This is a genomic window from Campylobacter sp. MIT 99-7217 (assembly GCF_006864365.1).
In the GTDB taxonomy this organism is placed as follows: Bacteria; Campylobacterota; Campylobacteria; order Campylobacterales; family Campylobacteraceae; genus Campylobacter_D.
In genome coordinates this window covers 58,631-78,998 of record NZ_QHLJ01000004.1, presented here as the reverse complement: position 1 = coordinate 78,998, position 20,368 = coordinate 58,631, and the positions used below count along the sequence as shown (strand labels likewise).

Annotated in this window: 23 protein-coding genes; 10 read left to right on the top strand and 13 right to left on the bottom strand. The window is 34.6% G+C overall.

All coding sequences use genetic code 11. The features are described from left to right. Positions 1-9 precede the first annotated feature (9 nt). From DMB92_RS04655 to DMB92_RS04645, 3 genes are all read left to right on the top strand, one after another. Complete coding sequence (locus DMB92_RS04655; protein WP_142681893.1) at positions 10-1,068, top strand: RsiV family protein; 1,059 nt, start codon at positions 10-12, stop codon at positions 1,066-1,068. Between the two features lie 134 nt (positions 1,069-1,202). After that, positions 1,203-2,381, top strand: coding sequence for a cation:proton antiporter (locus DMB92_RS04650; protein WP_142681892.1), 1,179 nt, complete (start codon positions 1,203-1,205; stop codon positions 2,379-2,381). A gap of 93 nt (positions 2,382-2,474) precedes the next feature. Beyond that, positions 2,475-3,743 carry a citrate synthase gene (locus tag DMB92_RS04645; protein ID WP_142681891.1) on the top strand — a complete coding sequence of 423 codons (1,269 nt, stop codon included), beginning with the start codon at positions 2,475-2,477 and terminating at the stop codon, positions 3,741-3,743. A 19-nt stretch (positions 3,744-3,762) separates the two neighbouring features. On the opposite strand, the gene DMB92_RS04640 is transcribed toward DMB92_RS04645, so the two are convergent. From DMB92_RS04640 to DMB92_RS04595, 10 genes are all read right to left on the bottom strand, one after another. Beyond that, entirely contained in the window at positions 3,763-4,854 is a 1,092-nt protein-coding gene (locus tag DMB92_RS04640) for a DNA adenine methylase (protein ID WP_142681890.1), read from the bottom strand. Continuing rightward, the gene (locus DMB92_RS04635) at positions 4,854-5,372 is read right to left on the bottom strand and encodes a GIY-YIG nuclease family protein (RefSeq protein WP_185900162.1); all 519 of its coding nucleotides are present in this window, start codon (positions 5,370-5,372) and stop codon (positions 4,854-4,856) included. The genes DMB92_RS04640 and DMB92_RS04635 overlap by 1 nt, the downstream gene beginning before the upstream one ends. Continuing rightward, entirely contained in the window at positions 5,353-6,579 is a 1,227-nt protein-coding gene (locus DMB92_RS04630; protein ID WP_142681889.1) for an Eco57I restriction-modification methylase domain-containing protein, read from the bottom strand. Before DMB92_RS04630 ends, DMB92_RS04635 begins: the two co-directional genes overlap by 20 nt. 12 nt (positions 6,580-6,591) lie before the next feature. Then, the gene (infC, locus tag DMB92_RS04625; RefSeq protein ID WP_142681888.1) at positions 6,592-7,110 is read right to left on the bottom strand and encodes a translation initiation factor IF-3; all 519 of its coding nucleotides are present in this window, start codon (positions 7,108-7,110) and stop codon (positions 6,592-6,594) included. Beyond that, positions 7,107-8,924 carry a threonine--tRNA ligase gene (thrS, locus tag DMB92_RS04620; protein ID WP_142681887.1) on the bottom strand — a complete coding sequence of 606 codons (1,818 nt, stop codon included), beginning with the start codon at positions 8,922-8,924 and terminating at the stop codon, positions 7,107-7,109. Before thrS ends, infC begins: the two co-directional genes overlap by 4 nt. A gap of 111 nt (positions 8,925-9,035) precedes the next feature. Next, positions 9,036-9,353, bottom strand: coding sequence for a divalent-cation tolerance protein CutA (cutA, locus tag DMB92_RS04615; RefSeq protein ID WP_260604752.1), 318 nt, complete (start codon positions 9,351-9,353; stop codon positions 9,036-9,038). Further along, positions 9,354-10,442 carry a chorismate synthase gene (aroC, locus tag DMB92_RS04610; protein ID WP_142681886.1) on the bottom strand — a complete coding sequence of 363 codons (1,089 nt, stop codon included), beginning with the start codon at positions 10,440-10,442 and terminating at the stop codon, positions 9,354-9,356. It lies immediately after the preceding gene. Then, positions 10,439-11,113, bottom strand: coding sequence for a ribonuclease III (rnc, locus tag DMB92_RS04605; protein ID WP_142681885.1), 675 nt, complete (start codon positions 11,111-11,113; stop codon positions 10,439-10,441). The genes aroC and rnc overlap by 4 nt, the downstream gene beginning before the upstream one ends. Beyond that, positions 11,110-11,547, bottom strand: a complete 438-nt coding sequence (rnhA, locus tag DMB92_RS04600) for a ribonuclease HI (RefSeq protein ID WP_142681884.1) — start codon at positions 11,545-11,547, stop codon at positions 11,110-11,112. Before rnhA ends, rnc begins: the two co-directional genes overlap by 4 nt. Further along, complete coding sequence (locus DMB92_RS04595; protein ID WP_142681883.1) at positions 11,534-12,508, bottom strand: tetratricopeptide repeat protein; 975 nt, start codon at positions 12,506-12,508, stop codon at positions 11,534-11,536. Before DMB92_RS04595 ends, rnhA begins: the two co-directional genes overlap by 14 nt. A 63-nt stretch (positions 12,509-12,571) precedes the next feature. Between DMB92_RS04595 and dnaG the strand changes: the two genes are divergently transcribed. After that, entirely contained in the window at positions 12,572-14,353 is a 1,782-nt protein-coding gene (dnaG, locus tag DMB92_RS04590; RefSeq protein ID WP_142681882.1) for a DNA primase, read from the top strand. Between the two features lie 80 nt (positions 14,354-14,433). Next, on the top strand, positions 14,434-15,636 hold the full coding sequence (locus DMB92_RS04585; protein WP_142681881.1) for an LL-diaminopimelate aminotransferase: 1,203 nt from the start codon (positions 14,434-14,436) through the stop codon (positions 15,634-15,636). A gap of 24 nt (positions 15,637-15,660) precedes the next feature. On the opposite strand, the gene DMB92_RS04580 is transcribed toward DMB92_RS04585, so the two are convergent. The 3 genes from DMB92_RS04580 to DMB92_RS04570 are packed head-to-tail and all read right to left on the bottom strand — an operon-like array spanning position 15,661 to position 16,792. Further along, positions 15,661-15,978, bottom strand: coding sequence for a V-type ATPase 116kDa subunit family protein (locus DMB92_RS04580; protein ID WP_142681880.1), 318 nt, complete (start codon positions 15,976-15,978; stop codon positions 15,661-15,663). Between the two features lie 8 nt (positions 15,979-15,986). Further along, on the bottom strand, positions 15,987-16,190 hold the full coding sequence (locus DMB92_RS04575; protein ID WP_142681879.1) for a hypothetical protein: 204 nt from the start codon (positions 16,188-16,190) through the stop codon (positions 15,987-15,989). Next, positions 16,187-16,792 (bottom strand): hypothetical protein, encoded by a 606-nt coding sequence (locus DMB92_RS04570; protein WP_142681878.1) that lies wholly within the window; start codon positions 16,790-16,792, stop codon positions 16,187-16,189. Before DMB92_RS04570 ends, DMB92_RS04575 begins: the two co-directional genes overlap by 4 nt. A gap of 136 nt (positions 16,793-16,928) precedes the next feature. Between DMB92_RS04570 and DMB92_RS04565 the strand changes: the two genes are divergently transcribed. From DMB92_RS04565 to trxB, 5 genes are all read left to right on the top strand, one after another. Next, positions 16,929-17,117, top strand: a complete 189-nt coding sequence (locus DMB92_RS04565; protein WP_142681877.1) for a hypothetical protein — start codon at positions 16,929-16,931, stop codon at positions 17,115-17,117. Between the two features lie 75 nt (positions 17,118-17,192). Then, positions 17,193-18,455 (top strand): homoserine dehydrogenase, encoded by a 1,263-nt coding sequence (locus tag DMB92_RS04560; protein WP_142681876.1) that lies wholly within the window; start codon positions 17,193-17,195, stop codon positions 18,453-18,455. Beyond that, positions 18,456-18,794 carry a YraN family protein gene (locus tag DMB92_RS04555; protein ID WP_142681875.1) on the top strand — a complete coding sequence of 113 codons (339 nt, stop codon included), beginning with the start codon at positions 18,456-18,458 and terminating at the stop codon, positions 18,792-18,794. It abuts the gene before it with no gap. A gap of 60 nt (positions 18,795-18,854) precedes the next feature. After that, a complete protein-coding gene (gene trxA / locus DMB92_RS04550) occupies positions 18,855-19,169 on the top strand; it encodes a thioredoxin (RefSeq protein WP_142681874.1) in 315 nt (104 codons plus the stop codon). 153 nt (positions 19,170-19,322) lie between these two features. Next, the gene (trxB, locus tag DMB92_RS04545) at positions 19,323-20,261 is read left to right on the top strand and encodes a thioredoxin-disulfide reductase (protein ID WP_142681873.1); all 939 of its coding nucleotides are present in this window, start codon (positions 19,323-19,325) and stop codon (positions 20,259-20,261) included. The last annotated feature ends 107 nt before the right edge of the window (positions 20,262-20,368 follow it).

Genomic DNA, 20,368 nt, shown 5'->3' with positions numbered 1-20,368 from the left:
AGGATTTTTATGAGAGTATTTTTGATCTTTATTACTATGTTTTTTCTTGCTTGTAGCTCGCAAAATAAAGACTGGCAAGCTTTGGAAAATTTACAGCCTAATGAGGGCGTGTCTTATGTTTTTGAGGGTAAGGTTGGTTCTAAAGAGTATGATTTGTATGTTGAAATTCTAAAAATTAAGGAAAATGTTTATTCTGTTGGAGCTAAATTTTCACAATTTGAAGGCTTTTTTGAAGGCTTTATGGACGAAAATAAAAGCTTTACTCTTGAAAATTTGTATTTACCTCAAAGTTTTCAAGGAAATTTTTATTTTGATGATGATATTTTAGGGTTAAAGGCAAAGCTTGATACTCAAGGTTTGATCTTTGATATGGATTTAAAATTAAGTGATAAAAAGCTTAATCAGCTTCATTTTATTAAACAAGATTTTGAGCAAGAAACCTTTATAAATGGGGAAAAATTATCTTTTCATAGGCAGGATAATTTTATATTTATACCATATAGTACAAAACTTGAAAAAGAAGCTGTTTCAAAGCTTAATACAAATTTATCCTTTAATGTTTCAAATTTGCAAGAGCTAAGACAACTTGCCCAAAAAGAGCAGGAGGATTTTTTTAAAGAGCAAGGTTTTTCAAATGAAAGTAATGTAGAATTTATCAATGATCATAAACTTTATTTTAGTGATGACAAGATTGCTTTATTTTTAGTTAATCAATACGAATATCTTGGCGGTAATCACGGCTTAAGCTTTATAGGTTCTAGGATATTTTCTTTGGAAAGTGGCGAGGAGCTTTCAAACTCAACAAAAGATCTATTTAAAGATACTCAAGATGAAATTTTTTTAGAATTTATTTTAAGATCCTTAGATGAAAAATATGGCTATGATTTAAATTATGATAATTTTGAGCTAACTCCTACTTTCTTTGTCGATGAGGAAGGGCTTGAGCTTGTGTGGCAACCTTACGAACTAGCTTCTTATGCTATGGGTCATATTAATCTTAGGCTTGGATTTAAGGAGCTTAAACCTTTTATTAATGAAAAAAGTCCTTTGGCTTATTTGTTTGAGTAAGTAGCAAACAGCATTGTAGCTTAAACTTGATTTAAAAAATTTTTGTTAGAATGCGTGTTTTTAAACTTTGGTTTATAGATGCTTTTTGACCAAGTTTTGCGGACTTTAAAAGTTTTAAAGATGAGAGGTTGCGTTTGCATAGTGTTATCGATGCTCAAGCTTTGATTGATTTAAAAATTCTTATTATTATTGCTGTGATTTTACTCACTTCGCCTTATATTGCAAATTTTTTGCGTTTGCCTATTTCAGCCACAGAGATTATTTTGGGGGCTATTTTTGGCTTTTTAGGTTTTGTTGGAGATAGCCAAAATTTTAAGCTTTTAGCCAATGTTGGTTTTTATTATCTTATGTTTATTGCTGGAATGGAGGTTAATTTAAAGCTTTTTTTTGGTATGAAAAAGAGTCTTTTTAGGCGTTCTTTGATTTATATTGCTTTGCTTTATCTTATTTCTGTTGGCTTGGTTAGCTTTTATGGAACGACTTATGTGTTCGTTGTTATTTTACCTGTGATGAGTGTGGGTTTGCTTTCGATTTTGTTTAAGGAATTTGGCAAGGATTGCGAGTGGCTTAATATCTCTATGATCGTAGCCACCTTGGCTGAAGTAGTAAGCATTATACTGCTTACCATTATGGGTGCTTTTTTGCAAGAAAATACTACTTTATGGCAAATCACACAAAATTTGCTTTACTTGGTTTTATTTTTAGCTTTTTGTTTATTGAGTTTCAAGCTTCTAAAAATCATACTTTGGTGGTATCCTCAGCTTAAAATCGTCTTAATGCCTTGGCAGGATAATAGTGAGAAGGATATAAGATTTTGTATGGCAATTTTTATTTTAGTGATTGTGATGATGATCGCAGCAAAACTTGAAATCGCACTTGGAGCTTTTGTTGCCGGATCTTTTATTGCTACTTTTTTTGATCACAAACACGATTTAGAACGCAAGCTTTCAAGTTTTGGATATGGCTTTTTAATTCCTGTATTTTTTATTTATATAGGTTCAACCTTTGAACTTGAGATGTTGTTTAATGTGGAGATTCTTGAAAACTCCTTCATTTTGCTTGTGGCTATGATAGGGTTAAGGGTTATTAGCTCTGGTGTTTTTCTCAAAAAATTAGGCGGTAGAAATACTCTTTTATTTGCTCTTAGTCATTCTATGCCACTTACCTTACTTATCGCTACAGCTACGCTAGCTTTAAGTGCAAAGCTTATCAGTGATGTATTGTATTCAACTCTTATTTTAACGGCTGTTCTTCAGGCTATAGTGGTAATGTGTTTCATCAAAATCGTAGCTAATGTTGAAAAAAGTAAGTAGAGTTACTTTTTTGCCCAAAAATTTATTTTTCATTTTAAATTTTCTGTATTCATAAGGCATTTTTTGCTATAATAAAAACAAAAAGGAGCAAAAATGTCAAATTCTGTAACACTCACAGACAATACTAACGGCAAAAGCTACGAATTTCCCGTTCTTGATTCAAGTGTAGGACCAAATGTTGTTGATATGTCAAGTTTTTATAAACAAACCGGTATGTTTTCATATGATGAGGGTTTGACTTCTACGGCATCTTGTAAGTCAGAGATAACCTATATCGATGGAGAAAAAGGTATTTTGATGCACAGGGGTTATCCTATCGAATGGCTTGCTGAAAATAAACTTTTTTTAGATGTGATTCATCTTTTGCTTTATAAAGAGCTTCCAAATCCACAGAGGTTTGAGTCTTTTAGATATGAGCTTAAGAAGCGTTCTTTTATCCATGAGGGCATGCATAAGCTTTTCGATGCTTTTCCTGATAATGCTCACCCAATGGCTGTTTTGCAAGCAGCTGTAGCTTCTTTAAGTGCTTTTTATCCTGATCATTTAAATATGGATGTTAAAGAAGAATACATGGAAATGGCAGCAAGGATAGTGGCTAAAATTCCTACCTTAGTCGCTACTGCTTATCGTTACAAAAACGGCTTTCCTATGGCTTATCCAAATTTAGATCGTGGATTTACAGAAAATTTCCTTTATATGCTAAGAACTTATCCTTATGATCATGTGGAGCTTCGTCCTATCGAAATAAAGGCTTTAGATACTGTTTTTATGCTTCATGCTGATCATGAACAAAACGCTTCAACTTCTGTTGTACGCGGAGTTGGTTCAACTCATGCTCACCCTTATGCATGTATTAGTGCAGGTATTGGTGCTCTTTGGGGTCATGCTCATGGGGGAGCAAATGAGGGCGTGATCCGTATGCTTGAAAGAATAGGCACTGTGGACAGGGTCGATGAATTTATTAAAAAGGCAAAAGATAAAAATGATCCTTTCCGTTTAATGGGTTTTGGACATAGAGTATATAAGAGCTTTGATCCAAGAGCAAAGGTGCTTAAGAAGCTAAGAGATCAGCTTATTGATGAAATTGGTATTGATACGAATTTGATCAAAGTTGCTTCTAGGATAGAAGAAATAGCTTTGAGTGATGATTATTTCGTCCAAAGAAATCTTTATCCAAATGTGGATTTTCATAGTGGTCTTATACTTAAAGCCTTAGGTATTCCAAATGAAATGTTTGCGACTTTGTTTGTTATCGGTAGAACGCCGGGCTGGATTGCACAGTGGATCGAACAAAAAGAACAAGAAGTTCTTAAAATTGTTCGTCCAAGACAGCTTTATCTAGGAAAAACACAGATGATATAAGCAAGGGTTAAAGCCCTTGCTAAGCTTTTTTCAGCACGAAAAGTTGCTCCTTTGTGCTGATATTTCTCTGCCTTAAATTTCTACTTGCTCTAAAGGTTGGATAGTCTTGTTCTAAAACAAAGCATTTTCCAAGCTTGTTAAGCCTTTTTTCAAAGCTTTCTTTTTTTACAAAGCCCTCGCAATTATAACTTAGCAAAATAATCTTTGCCTTTAAGCTTAAAATAAGCTCAAAAAGCACATCTTCAGCAAATTTAGCCTTATTAAAGGCGCTTCTATTCCAGTTTTTTGGTATGCCAGATACCCTTGAAAGCTCCTTTGGTTCTTTATAATTAGCGATTAGATTGAGCATAAAATAATTTGAGCTGTAAGGATGCTGATTATAAGGAGGATCAAGATAGATAAGATCAAATTTTTGAAGTTCTTTTGCAAGGGCTAAGACCTCTTTTTGCTCCACCCTAAACTCACAATTAAAATTTGAAAAAATGGGCTTTTTAAGGCTCATTTGCCCCTTTATACGCTTTAAGGCATTTTGAGCCTCGCCTCCAAATTTACCAAGACCTCTTTTATCCTTGTAAAAGCCTTTGAAAACCCCGCCTGTGTTTGCATGAACGCTTGCTTCATAAATCAAAGGGGCGATGAAAAAATGAGCTAAATTTAAGGGCACAATTTTATCTATATTTTGCCTCATACTATCTAAAAACATAGCATTTTTGCTGGTGTAAAAAACCCTTTCATTCGCCCTTATAGCCTCATCATCTTTTGGAGCATAAAGCCTTGAGATAAAGCCCTTTTCAAGCACTAAATTTTCATTTAATTTTTGATGATAAAAATCAAGCTCTTGGTCTAAATTTTCGTTTTTATTTTCCAAATAACAAAGATTAATAAGCCTTGAATAAGCCTCCAAATCATTAGCCAAAATAAAGCTAGAATGTGCCTTTGCAAAGCGGCTTACTATGCCTGAGCCACTGAAAAGATCGCCAAAAATGAGCCTATCTTTTTTAAGCTCTTTTTTAGCATACAAAAAGCCCTTAGCTAAAAAATCAAGCAAGGCTCTTTTATTGCCCAAATAAGTGATGATTTGTTCTTTTAAAAAGGCTGGATTTTCTTTCATTAGGTTTGAGTACAACCAATGGGTAATTTTTTATGCTCTTCTTTAAATTTTTTAATAATAATATTTTCAGCCTTTTTGCTTGGAGGATAAGAATCAGTAAAGCTTTGTCCAAAGATAATATAAGTAGGCTTTGGAGGAAAAAAGGCATAAACTTCAACAAGTTCATTTATACTCAATAAACTTTGTAAGACAAAATAATTTGTAGTGGAGTTGGTGCCATTTATCCTATATTCTACCTTACCACAATTATAACTTTGGATTCTACCCTTGATATTTGTAATTGATTGCCCTATTTTAAAAATCTTATTTTTAATAACAAAGATATAAACAAAGCCCTTTTCTTTACATTTTTGCTCATCTAAAATCTCTATATCAAGTCTTTCTTGGTCTTTATTAGGCCTTAGATTGCAAATATGTATAAACTCGTTTTTAAGTTCAAAACTATCGAAATTTATCTCTTTTTCAAGCTGGTCTAAATTTTTAATGGGAACTATGTTTTTATTTTTTGCTTTTGCCACTGTAATACACCTCGTTAAATTTGTCAATAAAGCTTAATTCTTCCTTGCTTAAGCTAAAACTACTTCGTAGAGGAAAATTTTGCAAGATTCTAACATTATTAAAATTTCCATATCTTGTAATATTATTTAAAAACCTATATACAGGCTCATCAAGCTCTTCTTTAATCCTTTTAGCCTCAGGCAAATCTTTACATCTTATAAAGGCTATGGATTGAGTCATTCCACATTCATCTATAAAACTTTCATATTGATTGGTTAAAGAGATAAAAACCTTATATCCATTTTGATATTTATGTTCTTTTTTTGAATAAACCGTTTGAGAGGGAGTGTGTATGATCTTATATTTAAATTTTTCATCTTTAATAGGGCTTAAAAAAGCTTTTTGAGTATATTTATGTAAATTGCTACTTGTTTGGATTTTATATTTTGGAAGAGTTTTATCATTTAGGGTTTTATTGATAATGCTTCTTACTAAATTCGAATAATATAAGGGTATAAAATTGATATTTTTATCCAAAAATACAACCTGTTCATCTTTAAAAACATAATGATTTCTTACCTTGAAAGATTTTTGATTTGGTATTTTTTGAAGCAAAAACCATGTAAAAGACGAGCCAACTTTTGGGAAATATTTTTTAGCACCATTAATATCTAATACTATAAATTGATACTTGCAAAGTTCTTGCGGCAAGGTGTTTCTATCAGCAAAGCTCATCCAATTATTTGGCACTATAAAAAGTATATAGCCTCCATCTTTAGTTAAACTTAAAGCCTTTTTTATAAAATCCCTGCTTAAATTATGATTTTTAGAAACCCTTTTGCCCTGATTAAATTTAGCATAAGGAGGATTTGAAACAACTAAATCATAGCTTGGAGCCTCGTTAAATTCTAAAAAATCCTTCACGCTAAGATTAATATCATTTCCAAAATAAGCCTTTAAATTTTGAATTCTTTTTTGATTAATTTCATTAAAATATAAATTTTTTAATTCGGTTTTTAAAACTGCATAAGCGTGAAAATTTCCATTCCCACAACAAGAATCTAAAATTTTTAAATCCTTTTTATCCCAAAAAGCTTCAGGCAAAGAATCAAACATTTCTTTCACGCAGTCCATAGGGGTGCAAATATCATTGGAATTTTCAAAATGATTTGTATCTAAATTTAAGGCGTCAAAATAATTTTTAATTTCATTAAAATTATTAAGCATAATTAGCCTTTTTCAAGTCCTCTTTGGTACTACAAGCATATTTACATAACGGCCTTCAAAATTTGGCTCTTTGTCCCTGCTAGCCACATTTTCTATCATAGTCCAAATTTTTTCTAAGATAGCCACACCTGCTTCAGGATTTGCCATTTCACGCCCCTTTAAAAAGACGCGAAAACGCACATGTTTTCCCTGCTCTAAAAACTCCAAAGCGTGTTTTACCTTATAATTGATATCATTTTGAGCGATTTTTATGGAAAGTTTGATTTCCTTTATATCGATAACCTTTTGTTTTTTCTTTGCTTCTTTTTGTTTTTTTTCTTGCTGATAGCGAAATTTACCAAAGTCCATGATCTTACAAACAGGAGGCTTGGCATCAGGGGCTATCATGACTAGATCAAGCCCTAGGCCATTTGCTATATCAAGTGCTTCATCACTACTAATAATCCCATAAACCTTGCCATCATCGCCTATACAGCGGATCTCATCTGCTCTTATTTCTTCGTTGAGCAAAACTTCTTTTTCCTTACTCAAAAATGCACCTCATTTAATTTCTCCTTTACTAAAGTTAAAAACTCAGCTAAGCTAAGATTTTTTTGTTCCTTAGCCCTTCTATCCCTTAAAGCAACGCTTTTTTTAGCCACTTCCTCATCGCCTAAAACCAAGATCATCGGCAGTTTTTGCTTTTCAGCTGTGCGGATTTTCTTAGCCAAACTTTCATTTTTATCATAAATTTCACTATCTACGCCCATAAACAAAAGCTCTTTTTTAATCTCCTTTGCATAAGCCAAATGAGCCTCGCTAATAGGCACGATACCCACCTGAGTAGGTGCTATGAAAAAAGGAAACTCCCCAGCACAGTGTTCTGTCAAAATGCCTATAAAGCGTTCAAAAGAACCTAAAATAGCTCTGTGAAGCATGACAGGTCTTTGTCTTGAATTATCAGCTGCGCTGTATTCAAGCTCAAAGCGTTCAGGCAAGTTAAAATCAACTTGCACCGTGCCACACTGCCATTTTCTTTTTAGTGCGTCTGTGATTTTTATATCAATTTTAGGACCATAAAAAGCGCCGCCACCCTCATCAATGCCGTATTTAAGCCCCTGCTCATCAAGAGCTTCTTTTAAAGCCCTTGTAGCTTGCTCCCAAATTTCATCACTTCCTATAGCCTTTTGAGGCTTGGTTGAAATTTCCATTTCATAGCTAAAGCCAAAGGCTTTCATCAAGGAACTTACAAAGTCTAAAATTTCAAGCACAAGCTCTTTAATCTGGCTTGGCATACAAAAAATATGTGCATCATCTTGAGTGAATTCACGCACCCTAAAAAGTCCGTGCAAGACCCCGCTTTTTTCGTGGCGATGAACCACGCCGTATTCAAAGTATTTTATAGGAAGATCGCGGTAACTCCTAAGCTCGCTTTGATAAATTTTAAGATGACCCACGCAGTTCATGGGCTTAATGCCGTATTCTTGCTCATCAATTTGAGTAAAATACATATTTTCTTTATAATTTTCATAATGACCGCTGATTTTCCAAGCCTCAGCCTTTAAAAGCTCAGGACCACGAACAGGCTCATAGCCTCTTAAGCGGTGAATTTTATACAAAATATGCTCAAGCTTTGAACGCATTCTTGCTCCAGCATTTAGCCAAAGCGGCAAACCTCCGCCAATTTGTTCATCAAAAGTAAAAAGCTTAAGCTCATTTCCAAGCTTTCTATGATCTCTTTTTTTGGCTTCTTCCATGACAAAAAGGTATTCTTTTAAGCTTTCTTTATCCGCAAAGGCTGTGCCGTAAATTCTTGTAAGCATTTCTCTTTTTTCATCGCCTCCAAGATAAGCCCCTGCTATCCTTGTAAGCTTGAAAAATCTTAAATATTTTGTATTTGGCACATGAGGACCGCGACAAAGATCCTCAAATTCAGCTTGTTTATAAATGCCAACTTGCCCTTCAGGAATGCGAAGCATAACCTCTTGCTTTAAATCATCATCTTTAAATTTAGCCTTAGCTTCTTCCTTGCTAATGCTGTATTTTTCGATGTTTATCTTAGCTTCGGCTAGCTCTTTCATCTTTTTTTCGATTTTTTCTAAATCCTCTTGGCTGATCTTGTGCGAAACCCTAAAATCATAATAAAAGCCATCTTCTATCACAGGACCCACGAAAAATTTAGCCTCAGGATACAAGCTTTTAATGGCTTGTGCCATCAAATGTGCGCAAGAATGGCGGATCACCTCAAGACTTGCTTCATCATTGCTAAAATAAATGGGTTCGTAGTTATTAGAATTGCTGTAAGAGCCTATGCTTTGTGTATCGATGATTTTATCACTATCTTTGTAAGCGATGATGTCTTTCATATAAGTTTTTTTGAACTCCTAGTTTTTAAAAATAAACATAATTTTAACTTGAAAGGCTTAAGATTTTTTTAAATTTAGTCTCTTTTTAGGAAAAAAGGCTAAATTTTCATTTTATTCTTTGTTAAGCACGCTTTCAAGCCAAATTTTATAAGCCTTATTTGCTTTTTTTGGCTTGAGTGTAAGAATTTGAGGCGTTTCATAAGAATGAAGTTTTATGATAAGCCTTTTTACTTCCTTGCAAAGCCTTTTTGTTGTCTTTATGCTAAGTAATATTTCTTTATCATGACAAAGTTTGTTTTGCCACAGATAAGAACTTTTGATTTTACTGCTTTGAACGCAAGCTACAAGGCGTTTTTCAAGTAAAATTTGAGTGATTTTCTCTGCTTCTTCTTTGCTTGAAAAAGTTGTTTTTATGATACGAATTTTCATTTAATTTCCATAAATTTTCTTAAGATTTGCTAAATTTGCACTTGCATGCAAAAGCAGGCAATCAGCCACCACCAAACGCACCATAGCATTCACAACAACGCTTCCTCTTACTCCCACACAAGGATCGTGTCTGCCTTTTAGCTCGCAGATGACATTTTCGCCGTATAAATTTGAACTTTCTTGAGGTAAAAATATCGAGGGTGTAGGCTTAAAATAAGTCTTAAGCTCTATATCTTCGCCGTTACTTAAGCCCCCTTGCAAGCCTCCTGAGTGATTGCTTAAAAAGGTATTATCCCTCATCAAGTCATTATTTTGAGAGGCTCTAAGGCGACTTGAGTTTATGCCCTCGCCTATTTCTACAGCTTTTACGGCATTTATCCCCATTAAAGCGTGAGCTAGCTTACTTTCAAGCTTATCATATAAAGGCTCTCCAAGTCCTTTTTTTAAATTTTTTACCCTTGTAAAAACACTCGCACCTACGCTATCTTTAGCATTTCTTGCATTTAAAATTTCTTCTTTAAATTTTTCTTCTAAATTCGTATCAAGAGCAAAAATTTCGCTTTTGCTTGCGTTTTCAAAGTCAAATTCTTCATTTTTCAAGGCTGAAACACAAGTTCCAACCCCAAAAACCCCACTCAAAACGCTGATATCAAATTCTTTTAAAAGCATGGCTGCTACAGCTCCAGCTGCTACTCTAGCTACACTTTCTCTAGCACTTGCACGCCCACCACCTCTATAATCCCTAACGCCATATTTATGAAAATAAGTAAAATCCGCATGTGAGGGACGAAAAATATCCTTGATATTTTCATAGTCTTTGGAGTGCTGGTTTTCATTATAAACAACGATAGCTATGGGCGAACCCGTGCAAATCCCATCAAAAACCCCACTTAAAACCAAAGCTTCATCACTTTCCTTTCTTTGTGTGGCAAATTTATTAAGCCCGGGTCTTCTTTTATCAAGCTCAGCTTGCAAAAAATCAAAGTCAAATTTAAGCCCAGCAGGAATGCCATCAATCACGCAACCTACTGCCTTTCCGTGTGATTCTCCAAAACTTGTAAATTTAAGCCTCGTTCCAAAGGTATTCATAAAACTCCTAACTTTTCAAGTGTGATTTTAGCACATTCTTGTTGTGCTTCTTTTTTGCTATTTGCAATAGCCCTTGCCATTTCTTTGCCATTGATTTTTAGTGCGATTTCAAATTGTTTTTGATGATCAGGTCCAAAAGCACGCACAAGCTCATAATCAGGCGTTCCAGCCATAAGAGCTTGGGTGTGTTCTTGAAGTTTTGTTTTATAATCTTTTAGCAAGTGATGAGCGTCAATTTGAGGAAAATTTTTCTCAAGCAAGTCTAAGATGATCTCTTTTACTTTTAAAAAGCCAGCCTCTAGGTAAATGGCTGCGATAATGGCTTCAAAACAATCAGAAAGTATAGAAGCTTTCGTTCTTCCTCCATTATTTTCCTCAGCATTTGACATAAAGATAAAATCCCCTAAGCAAAGATTATTAGCTATTTGCGTGAAAGATTTTTCATTTACAAGTGCAGCTCTTAGCTTGGATAAATCGCCCTCATTTTGGTGTTTAAATTTATGAAACAAAAACTCCCCCACGATGAGATCTAAAACCGCATCGCCTAAAAACTCAAGCCTTTCGTTGCTGTAAGGTTTTTTCATACTTTTGTGCGTCAAAGCTCTAGTTAAAAGCTCTTTGTCTTTAAATTTATAGTTTATATTTTTTTCAAGCAGGCTAAAATCTTTCATTCATTTTCCTTTGTTTTGGCTAAATTTAAAGCCGCAGTTCTTGCTAAAAAATCACACCTTTCATTTTCATCATGTCCGTTGTGTGCTTTTATCCAAAAAGCTTTGATATGGTGTGTTTTGGCAGCTTCTAGGTATTCTTTCCATAAAGAAACATTTTTTTTGCCCTTAAAATCCTTTTTTATCCAGCCTTCAAGCCATTCATTGATACTTTGCACCATTAAATTTGAGTCCGTAAAAAGTGAAATTTCGCAAGGTTCTTTCAAGGCTTTTAAAGCCTCTATGATAGCACGAAGTTCCATTTGGTTATTTGTCGTATCAGCTTGTGCGCCAAAGCCTTCTTTTTCGTTGTTTTTATAACGCAAGATATAAGCCCAGCCTCCAAAACCCGGATTTTTAAGACAAGAGCCGTCTGTATAAATTTCAATTTTTTTCATCATCTCTTAACTCATAAAAAATTTGACATTTGTTAAATTCATAGCAAATTGGGCAGTGATAAAAAAAGATAGGCATTTGATTTTTGCACTCCTTGCACATATAAGAAAAACTTAGCCTTGCTTTGAAATTATTATCTTTTAAAATTTTAAGCATTTTAAGTTTTGAGTTTTTAAATACAAGGGCTTTATTTTCTTTTGTTAGATGAAGAGCGCAAAAAAGCTCATAGTAGTTTTGATCATTTATAAAAATCGCTTCCTTTCTTCTGTAAAGCAAATCCACGATGAGATCAAACCGAACAAAGATATCAAATTTATAATTTTCAAAAATAAATCGTTTTAAAATTTCATATTTCAAATCAAGCTTCAAGCTCTCATCAAGCTTTTCTTGCTCGCTTTTTTTACCCTCTTTGATCATCAAGGCTTTAGCGAAGTTTTTTTCATCTTCCACATCAAAACCAAGCTCAAATAAGCATTCTAAAACCTCTAAAACTTCCTTGTATTGTTTAAGTCTAAGATAGACTATGCGAAGAAGTTTTAAGGACTTTTCATTGCGAGGACGGATTTTAAGGGCATTGAGCAAGACCTCAACGCTTCTTTGCAAAAAACCAGCCTTAAAATAAACCTGCGCAAGATCGTAAAACAAAAGCTCTTGTTCGTCTTTATCCTTAGTTTTTTCTAAGGCGATGAGGTAAATTTGCGTTGCTTTTTCAAATTCCCCACTTTTGGTAAAAACAGTGGCTAAAAAGATGAGATTGTTAAGACTAAGGCTACTTGCTCTTAAAAGATCTTTGTGGGCGTTGTTGATCTCAAATTGTTTGATGAAATTGTTGATATTTTTAGCCTCATCTTTAATCGCAAACATTTTATAAAAATAATGTCCCAAAGCCACAAACAAAATCAAGGCTATCAGTACGATGAGTCCTACGACAGGATCGCGGTATTCTACAAAGAAAAAATCCATTTTGCTTCTTTTAATATCTCAAATTTAAGTCAAATTATACTAAAACTTTATATAATTTTATCAATGATTTCAAAAAGAAGTATAGAAGAGCTAAGATCAAAGGCTGACATCGTTGATGTGATTTCTCATTTTGTGGAAGTGAGAAAGCAAGGTGCAAGCTTTGTTTGCGTGTGTCCCTTTCATGATGATAAAAATCCAAGCATGCATATTAATCAGATCAAAGGCTTTTATCATTGCTTTGCTTGTAAAGCAGGCGGTGATGTTTTTAAATTTGTCCAAGATATAGAGCGAAGTTCTTTTTCTGAAGCTGTGGAAAAAGTGGCTTCATGGAGTAATTTTTCCCTTGTTTATACAAGCGAAAAAAAAGAAGACACAAGGTCCTTTTTACATATCTTGCCCCTACTTAATGCCTTTTATAAATCCCAGCTTGTCAAACACCAAGAAGCTTTGAGGTATTTATATGCAAGAAATTTAGATGATGAGGACATAAAAAAATTTGAGCTAGGTTTTGCTCCAAGCAACGAAGAAACTCTAAGACTTTTAAGAAATGAAAATATAGATTTTAAAGATGCCCTTGAAGTAGGAGCGATCAAGCAAAAAAATCCTCATGAAGTGTATGCTAGCTTTATACAAAGAATTTCTTTTCCCATTTACGATCATAAGGGCTTGCTGATAGGCTTTGGAGGTAGGACTTTAAATGCTGAAAATATGGCTAAGTATGTAAATTCTCCACAAAGCCGTCTTTTTGATAAATCTCGCATTTTATACGCCTTTCATCTTGCTAAAGATGAGATCATCAAAAAAAAAGAAATGATCATTTGCGAAGGCTATATGGACGCTATTGCCTTTCATAAAGCTGGACTTAAAAACGCCGTAGCTGTGCTTGGAACAGCTCTTACTAAGGATCATTTACCTCTTATCAAAAGGCTTGAAAGCAAGGTCATACTTTGCTTTGATAGCGATGAAGCAGGGCTTAATGCTGCCTTAAGATCAGCTCATTTGCTAAGTCTTCATAAGATCGATGGCAAGGTTGTGATCTTAAAGGGCGGAAAAGATCCAGCCGAGCTTGTAAGCAGTGGGCAAAGCAAGGCTTTGTTTGATATGCTTGATATGGGTATAGAGCTTGGAGAGTTTTTTATAAGGCAAAGTCTTTCTAAGATGAGCTTAAATACAGCTCTTGAAAAGCAAAATGCCCTTGAGCTTATCCAAAAATACACCTTTTTGCTCGAACCCCTTGTAGCGCAAACTTATACGAGCTTGGTTGCAAATTTACTTGGCGTTGAATCAAATTTCATCAAGCTAGTACAAAAACAAAAATCAAGCCCCAAGCTTTTAAGCTCAAAGCCTGAAAAAATAAATTTAGAAAAGCTCAATCTAGCCGAGTTTGAAATTTTTAAATTCTTATACGAAAACAAAAGCTATCAACAATTTTTTTTACAAATCAGCGATACTGCTTGCTTTAAACATAAAAATACCTTAGAAAAGGTGCTTGATCAAGCTGGGATTGAAGATAGTTTGATACGAGAAATGCTTGAGTTTGAAAGCATACAGGCTTTAAAAACAAGAACGCAGTTTTTTCTAGCTATTTGCAAGATCAATCTTGGCTTTTTAAATAGAATTTCAAATTTAAGCTTTAGCTTGGGACTTAAAAAACAAATGTATATTTTTTTGGATAAAAACAGCGACAAAATGAGAAAAAAATTCAATGAAGAAGAGGAGTTTTTAACCTTTTTTCTTCAAAGCCTCATTTTTATCAAGCAAGAAAAAGATGAATCAAAGCTAAGTGAAATTTGGCGGCGTTTTCAAAAATATGATTTTGATCTTAGTATAAATGAGAATTTTTAGACAAAGGCTTTTGTTTTTCGTGTTTTTAAAGTCAAATTTTAGATAAATGAGCTACAATTAACAAATTTAAGGGGTGCATTATGTTTGATGAAATTCGTTTTAATACCATAGAAAGACTTCCAAACTATGTTTTCGCAGAAGTAAATGCGATCAAAATGGCTGCTAGAAGAGCAGGCGAGGATATCATAGACTTTTCTATGGGAAATCCTGACGGCAAAACGCCTCAACACATCATCGACAAACTTTGCGAAAGTGCGAACAAAGACAAAACTTCCGGGTATTCTGTCTCGGCTGGGATTTTTAAGCTCCGCCTTGCAGCTTGTAATTGGTATAAAAGAAAATACGGCGTCGAGCTTGATCCTGAAAGCGAAGTGGTGGCGACTATGGGAAGCAAGGAAGGCTTTGTAAATTTAGCAAGAGCTGTTATAAATCCCGGCGATGTAGCCATAGTGCCAACTCCTGCTTATCCTATCCATACTCAAGCTTTCATCATCGCTGGGGGCAATGTTACAAAAATGGGCTTAGAGTATAATGACAAATTCGAGCTTGATGAAAACGCTTTTTTTGAAACACTTAGCAAAACGCTTAATGAAAGCATTCCAAGGGCTAAATTTGTAGTCGTAAATTTCCCTCACAACCCTACCACCATAACGGCTGAAAAAAGCTTTTATGAAAGGCTTGTTGCCTTGGCTAAAAAAGAAAGATTTTATATCATCAGCGATATAGCTTACGCAGATCTTACTTTTGAGGACTATAAAACGCCTTCTATCTTGGAGATCGAGGGTGCAAAAGATGTAGCTGTGGAAACTTACACCCTTTCAAAGTCTTATAATATGGCTGGCTGGCGTGTGGGCTTTGTCGCTGGTAACAAAAGGTTAGTGGCAGCTTTGAAAAAGATAAAATCATGGTTTGACTATGGCATGTATACGCCTATACAAGTAGCAGCGACCATAGCCTTAGACGGACCTCAAGAATGCGTTGAGGACATAAGAAGCACCTATGCTAAAAGGCTTGATGTCTTGCTTGATGCCTTTGATAATGCTGGTTGGAGCTTAAAAAAGCCTCGTGCAAGCATGTTTGTATGGGCAAAGCTCCCACCAAGCAAAATGCACCTTAAAAGCCTTGAGTTTTCAAAACAGCTTTTACAAAAGGCAAGTGTGGCAGTAAGTCCCGGACTTGGCTTTGGCGAGGCTGGCGATGAGTATGTAAGAATAGCTCTAATAGAAAATGAAAACCGCATCCGCCAAGCTGCTAGAAATATCAAGAAGTATTTGAAAGAATAAGGCTTAAATTTAAGCCTTTGAAATTTAAAAGGCTTTATGTCCTATAGGTATAGGCAAAAGCCACCACCTAGAATACGCACTTTTAGCTAGTTCGTTATAATCTTTTGCAAGTTCGTTGTATTCATCAATAAGCCTTGAGTATTGATTATAACTTATCTCATCGATTTTTTTGTATTTGTCCGCTAAAAGTTCGTATTTTTCTATCTGTTCTTTTAAAATTTCCATTTCATTTTCCATTGCTTCGCATTTTTTCACATCATTATAATGATAAAGCTCTTGAGCTGCATAAATAATAAAATTAAGAATGACAAAGCCAAAAAGCGTAGCAAGTAAATTTTTCATTTAGCTACTCAATACTCACACCAAGAAGTGCCAAAAAAGACCTTAGCCCTTTCTCCGTCGCTTGATTTATAGTAGCCTACGTTGCCATACTCATAACCAAGATTTCCATACTCGCATTTTTCAAGAGTAAAATACTTACCATTTATAAAATAAGCCTTGCTTTGTGCTATAAAAATTAGCACTAAACTTGATATAAATAAAATTTTTTTCATTTTTTATTCCTTTTTTGAAATTTTTCATATAATTCCTCATCTAGTAAAGGACATTTTTGTGCGAAAGTTTCAAAGGAAAACTCATTTTTTGGCATACCGATTAAAAATACAGCTTCCATTGCTTTTCTTTGCACCTTTTGTCCTTGCACCGTGTCATATTCATTAAGCAATCTTGTGCCATAGCCTACATATTTAGCCCTTAAAACCTTAGCTACTTCTAAGGCTTCTTGTGCTTCGCCATAAAAATTAGAAGCATAACTTGATATTCCTATAAGAATATATTCGTATCTTTTTGAGAAATTATTAGGAGGAATAAATTCTTTTCCATTATCTACCGAATTTACAAGCATAGGTTCTTCTCCTGCTTGTAAAAATAGCTCTGGCATATTTTTATAACATTCTTTTAAAGAATCAGCAAGATAAAAAGACTCATAAAATTTAACAAAGCCACTATTTTTGTATTCATAACTTGCATTTGGATTTATATGAGGATTAAAACTAGGCTCATTTGATTTCTTGTAAGAATTAGGCTCATCTAAAATAGAACAACCCAACAAACAAAAAACCACAAAAATACTAAAGACCCTTAATAATTTTTTCATTTCTACTCCTTGCAAATTTAAAAACTTGATTATACGAAATTATTTCTTATTATTTTATAAATTTACGACTTATTGTCTTAGTTTGCTTTAAAGAAAAATTCTAATAAATTTTTAAAAAATTCAAGGCTATAAACTAATGAAATATACTCAAAGAGATAAAGCAAGAATTCTTAAAATCACCACAAGGACACTACAACGCTACAAATACACTAAACCTGAGCTTTTTGCCATTATCGAAGCTGGTTTTAAGATGCTTGAACGAATAGAAGAAGACGAGCTTTGCGATAAAGAAATTAAAGATTTAATCAAGACTATCAAAGGCTAAGAAGCAAAAGCAAAGCTAGGTTTTGTTTTTTATGCTAAAATACGCCTAGAAATTCCCATAAATTTAAGGCATATCATGCAAAAAGAACTAAAAATCGCCCTTTTAGGCTATGGAGTCGTAGGAAGTGCCGTTGCTAAGGCACTGATAGAAAATGAAAAGATCATCAAGGCTAGATGTGGAGTGAGCATAAAGCCTGTGATAGCTCTTGCCAAAAGCAAGAAGCCAAATGCTTTAGTTCCCATAAGCACGGATATAGAAGAGGTGATAAACCGAGATGACATAGACATTTTTGCTGAGCTTATGGGAGGCATTGAAACGCCTTTTGAGATAGTAAGTAAGCTTTTAAAGCGTAAAAAAGCCGTCGTAACAGCAAACAAAGCCATGCTAGCCTATCATCGCTACGAGCTTGAAGCCTTAGCAAAGGATAGTTTTTTAGGCTATGAAGCAAGCGTTGCAGGTGGCATTCCTATCATCAAGATCTTAAAAGAAGGGCTAAGTGCGAACAATATCCTAAGCCTAAAAGCCATACTCAATGGCACAAGCAACTTCATCTTAAGTGCGATGAGTAAAGGTGGGGTAAATTTCAAAGACACACTTCAAAAAGCACAAAACCTAGGCTATGCTGAGGCTGATCCAAGCTTTGATATAAAGGGCTTTGACGCTGCACACAAGCTTTTGATCCTTGCAAGTATAGCTTATGGGGTTAGGGCAAAGCCTGAGGATATTTTGATACAAGGTATCGATGAAATCGGGGCTGAGGATATGTATTTTGCAAGTGAATTTGACTATACGATCAAGCTTTTGGGCATAGCTAAGGCACAAAAAGACAAGGTCGAACTTCGCGTTCATCCTTGCTTGATCCCTAAAGATGAAATGCTTGCAAAGGTAAATGGCGTGATGAATGCGATCAGTGTTGGCGGGGATATGCTTGAAGAAAGCCTTTATTATGGTGCTGGAGCTGGGGGAAATGCCACGGCAAGTGCTGTAATAAGCGATCTTATGGAATTTGCAAGGACAAACAAGCAAAAATCAGTGCTTGGCTTTGTTAGTGAGCTTTCTTATACCTTAGTGCCAAAAGATGAAATTTGCACAAAGTATTATCTAAGGCTAAAGGTGGAGGATAAGATCGGCGTTTTATCTAAGATCACGCAGCTTATGAGCGAAAATGCTATATCAATCGATAGCTTTTTACAAAAGCCAAAACAAGATGAAATTTACAGCACCTTGTTTTTTACCACACATCACACCTTTGAAAAAAGCGTTCAAAATTTCCTTGCAATTCTAAAAAAACAAGAATTTATGAAAGCTGAGCCTTTTATGATACGCATTGAGCAGTAAATGGGACTTAAAGAGTATTTGAGTGGAATTTTGGGCGAGGATAAGGCTTGTAAGTTTTTAAAGCAGAACAAATTTGAGATCTTGGAGAGGAATTTTCATTCTAAATTTGGAGAAATTGATATCATCGCTAAAAAAGATGAAATTTTGCATTTCATAGAAGTAAAATTTACGCAAAATGACTATGAAGTTAGCGAGCGTTTGGACGCAAAAAAGTATGAAAAACTTTTAAAGACTATTGATTTTTACATGCTAAAACACGGCTTTAAGTGGGATTTTCAGCTTGATTTGATCTGTATAGAAAAAAATAGGATAGATTTTAGAGAAAATATCACTTTTTAAGTTTATATTTTGCTTTTTTGGTTTAAAATATGATTTCAAATTAATTTTAAAGGAGAAAAAATGGGAAAATACATAGAACTAACAAAAGCAAATTTTGACGAAGCTAAAAGCGGTGTGGCTTTAGTTGATTTTTGGGCGCCTTGGTGCGGACCTTGCAGAATGCTTGCTCCGTTTATCGATGAGCTTGCAAATGACTTTGATGGCAAGGCTAAAATTTGCAAGGTCAATACAGATGAAGAAAGCGAACTTGGTGCTGAATATGGCGTAAGAAGCATTCCTACTCTTATCTTTTTAAAAGATGGACAAGTTGTTGATCAATTAGTTGGTGCTCAAAGCAAGCAAGCTATCACTGATAAGCTCAACTCTTTGCTATAATTAGTTTTTATCCCTACGCTTGTAGGGATATTTTTATGTTACTTTTTATAAATTTGCTTGATTTTATTTTATATTAATTAATAAATTTTATTACTTATTAATAAAAAATCCCTATAATATCCCAAAAATATTTTATGATTGAAGGAAAAGACTATGTTAGATTTAGCGATTATTGGCGGAGGTCCTGCTGGACTTAGTGCTGGACTTTATGCTACAAGAGGCGGACTTAAAAATGTCGTGATGTTTGAAAAGGGAATGCCCGGTGGGCAAATCACTTCAAGTTCTGAAATAGAAAATTATCCGGGCGTAGCAAAAGTTATGGACGGAATTTCTTTTATGGAGCCTTGGAATGAACAATGTATGCGTTTTGGCTTAAAACATGAAATGATAGGTGTTGAAAGGGTAAGCAAAAATGCTGATGGAAGCTTTACTATCTTGCTTGAGGGCGGAAAAACTGAGCAGGCTAAGGCTGTGATCGTTTGCACCGGCTCAGCACCTAAAAGAGCAGGATTTAAGGGAGAAGATGAGTTTTTTGGCAAAGGCGTAAGCACTTGTGCAACTTGTGATGGCTTTTTTTACAAAAATAAAGAAGTAGCTGTTTTAGGCGGTGGCGATACGGCTCTTGAAGAAGCACAATACCTTGCAAATATTTGTTCAAAAGTTTATCTTATCCATAGAAGAGATGAGTTTCGTGCAGCTCCAAGCACCGTTGAAAAAGCAAAGAAAAACGAAAAGATTGAATTTATCACAAATGCAAGTATTGATGAGGTGTATGGCGATAACAGCGGCGTTTGTGGTGTAAAAGTTAAGCTAAAAGATGGCTCTATAAGAGATCTTAAGGTTCCGGGAATTTTTACCTTTGTGGGACTTAATGTGCGTAATGAAATTTTAAAGCAAGAAAATGGAAGCTTTCTTTGCGATATGCAAGAGGGCGGACAAGTTAGCGTAAATCTTAAAATGCAAACAAATGTCGCAGGGCTTTTTGCAGCTGGCGATCTTAGACAAGATGCGCCAAAACAAGTCATTTGTGCAGCAGGAGACGGTGCTGTAGCCGCACTTAGTGCTATGGCTTATATAGAAAGCTTGCATTGATTTAAGGCTAGTTTCTAGCCTTAATCAATATACAAGATCAAACGCTTCTACATTCAAATCATTTTAGTTTAAAAAGTAAAAATATTTTAAAATTTTTTAGTTATAAT

What these genes read in the sequence shown, in the direction of transcription:
- DMB92_RS04580 (WP_142681880.1), bottom strand. Translation starts at nt 15,978, where the DNA reads ATGAAAAATTTACTTGCTACGCTTTTTGGCTTTGTCATTCTTAATTTT.
- trxA (WP_142681874.1), top strand. Translation starts at nt 18,855, where the DNA reads ATGGGAAAATACATAGAACTAACAAAAGCAAATTTTGACGAAGCTAAA.
- thrS (WP_142681887.1), bottom strand. Translation starts at nt 8,924, where the DNA reads ATGAAAGACATCATCGCTTACAAAGATAGTGATAAAATCATCGATACA.
- DMB92_RS04555 (WP_142681875.1), top strand. Translation starts at nt 18,456, where the DNA reads ATGGGACTTAAAGAGTATTTGAGTGGAATTTTGGGCGAGGATAAGGCT.
- DMB92_RS04585 (WP_142681881.1), top strand. Translation starts at nt 14,434, where the DNA reads ATGTTTGATGAAATTCGTTTTAATACCATAGAAAGACTTCCAAACTAT.
- DMB92_RS04570 (WP_142681878.1), bottom strand. Translation starts at nt 16,792, where the DNA reads ATGAAAAAATTATTAAGGGTCTTTAGTATTTTTGTGGTTTTTTGTTTG.
- cutA (WP_260604752.1), bottom strand. Translation starts at nt 9,353, where the DNA reads ATGAAAATTCGTATCATAAAAACAACTTTTTCAAGCAAAGAAGAAGCA.
- rnhA (WP_142681884.1), bottom strand. Translation starts at nt 11,547, where the DNA reads ATGAAAAAAATTGAAATTTATACAGACGGCTCTTGTCTTAAAAATCCG.
- rnc (WP_142681885.1), bottom strand. Translation starts at nt 11,113, where the DNA reads ATGAAAGATTTTAGCCTGCTTGAAAAAAATATAAACTATAAATTTAAA.
- DMB92_RS04630 (WP_142681889.1), bottom strand. Translation starts at nt 6,579, where the DNA reads ATGCTTAATAATTTTAATGAAATTAAAAATTATTTTGACGCCTTAAAT.
- aroC (WP_142681886.1), bottom strand. Translation starts at nt 10,442, where the DNA reads ATGAATACCTTTGGAACGAGGCTTAAATTTACAAGTTTTGGAGAATCA.
- DMB92_RS04645 (WP_142681891.1), top strand. Translation starts at nt 2,475, where the DNA reads ATGTCAAATTCTGTAACACTCACAGACAATACTAACGGCAAAAGCTAC.
- trxB (WP_142681873.1), top strand. Translation starts at nt 19,323, where the DNA reads ATGTTAGATTTAGCGATTATTGGCGGAGGTCCTGCTGGACTTAGTGCT.
- DMB92_RS04595 (WP_142681883.1), bottom strand. Translation starts at nt 12,508, where the DNA reads ATGGATTTTTTCTTTGTAGAATACCGCGATCCTGTCGTAGGACTCATC.
- DMB92_RS04565 (WP_142681877.1), top strand. Translation starts at nt 16,929, where the DNA reads ATGAAATATACTCAAAGAGATAAAGCAAGAATTCTTAAAATCACCACA.
- DMB92_RS04575 (WP_142681879.1), bottom strand. Translation starts at nt 16,190, where the DNA reads ATGAAAAAAATTTTATTTATATCAAGTTTAGTGCTAATTTTTATAGCA.
- DMB92_RS04640 (WP_142681890.1), bottom strand. Translation starts at nt 4,854, where the DNA reads ATGAAAGAAAATCCAGCCTTTTTAAAAGAACAAATCATCACTTATTTG.
- DMB92_RS04655 (WP_142681893.1), top strand. Translation starts at nt 10, where the DNA reads ATGAGAGTATTTTTGATCTTTATTACTATGTTTTTTCTTGCTTGTAGC.
- dnaG (WP_142681882.1), top strand. Translation starts at nt 12,572, where the DNA reads ATGATTTCAAAAAGAAGTATAGAAGAGCTAAGATCAAAGGCTGACATC.
- DMB92_RS04560 (WP_142681876.1), top strand. Translation starts at nt 17,193, where the DNA reads ATGCAAAAAGAACTAAAAATCGCCCTTTTAGGCTATGGAGTCGTAGGA.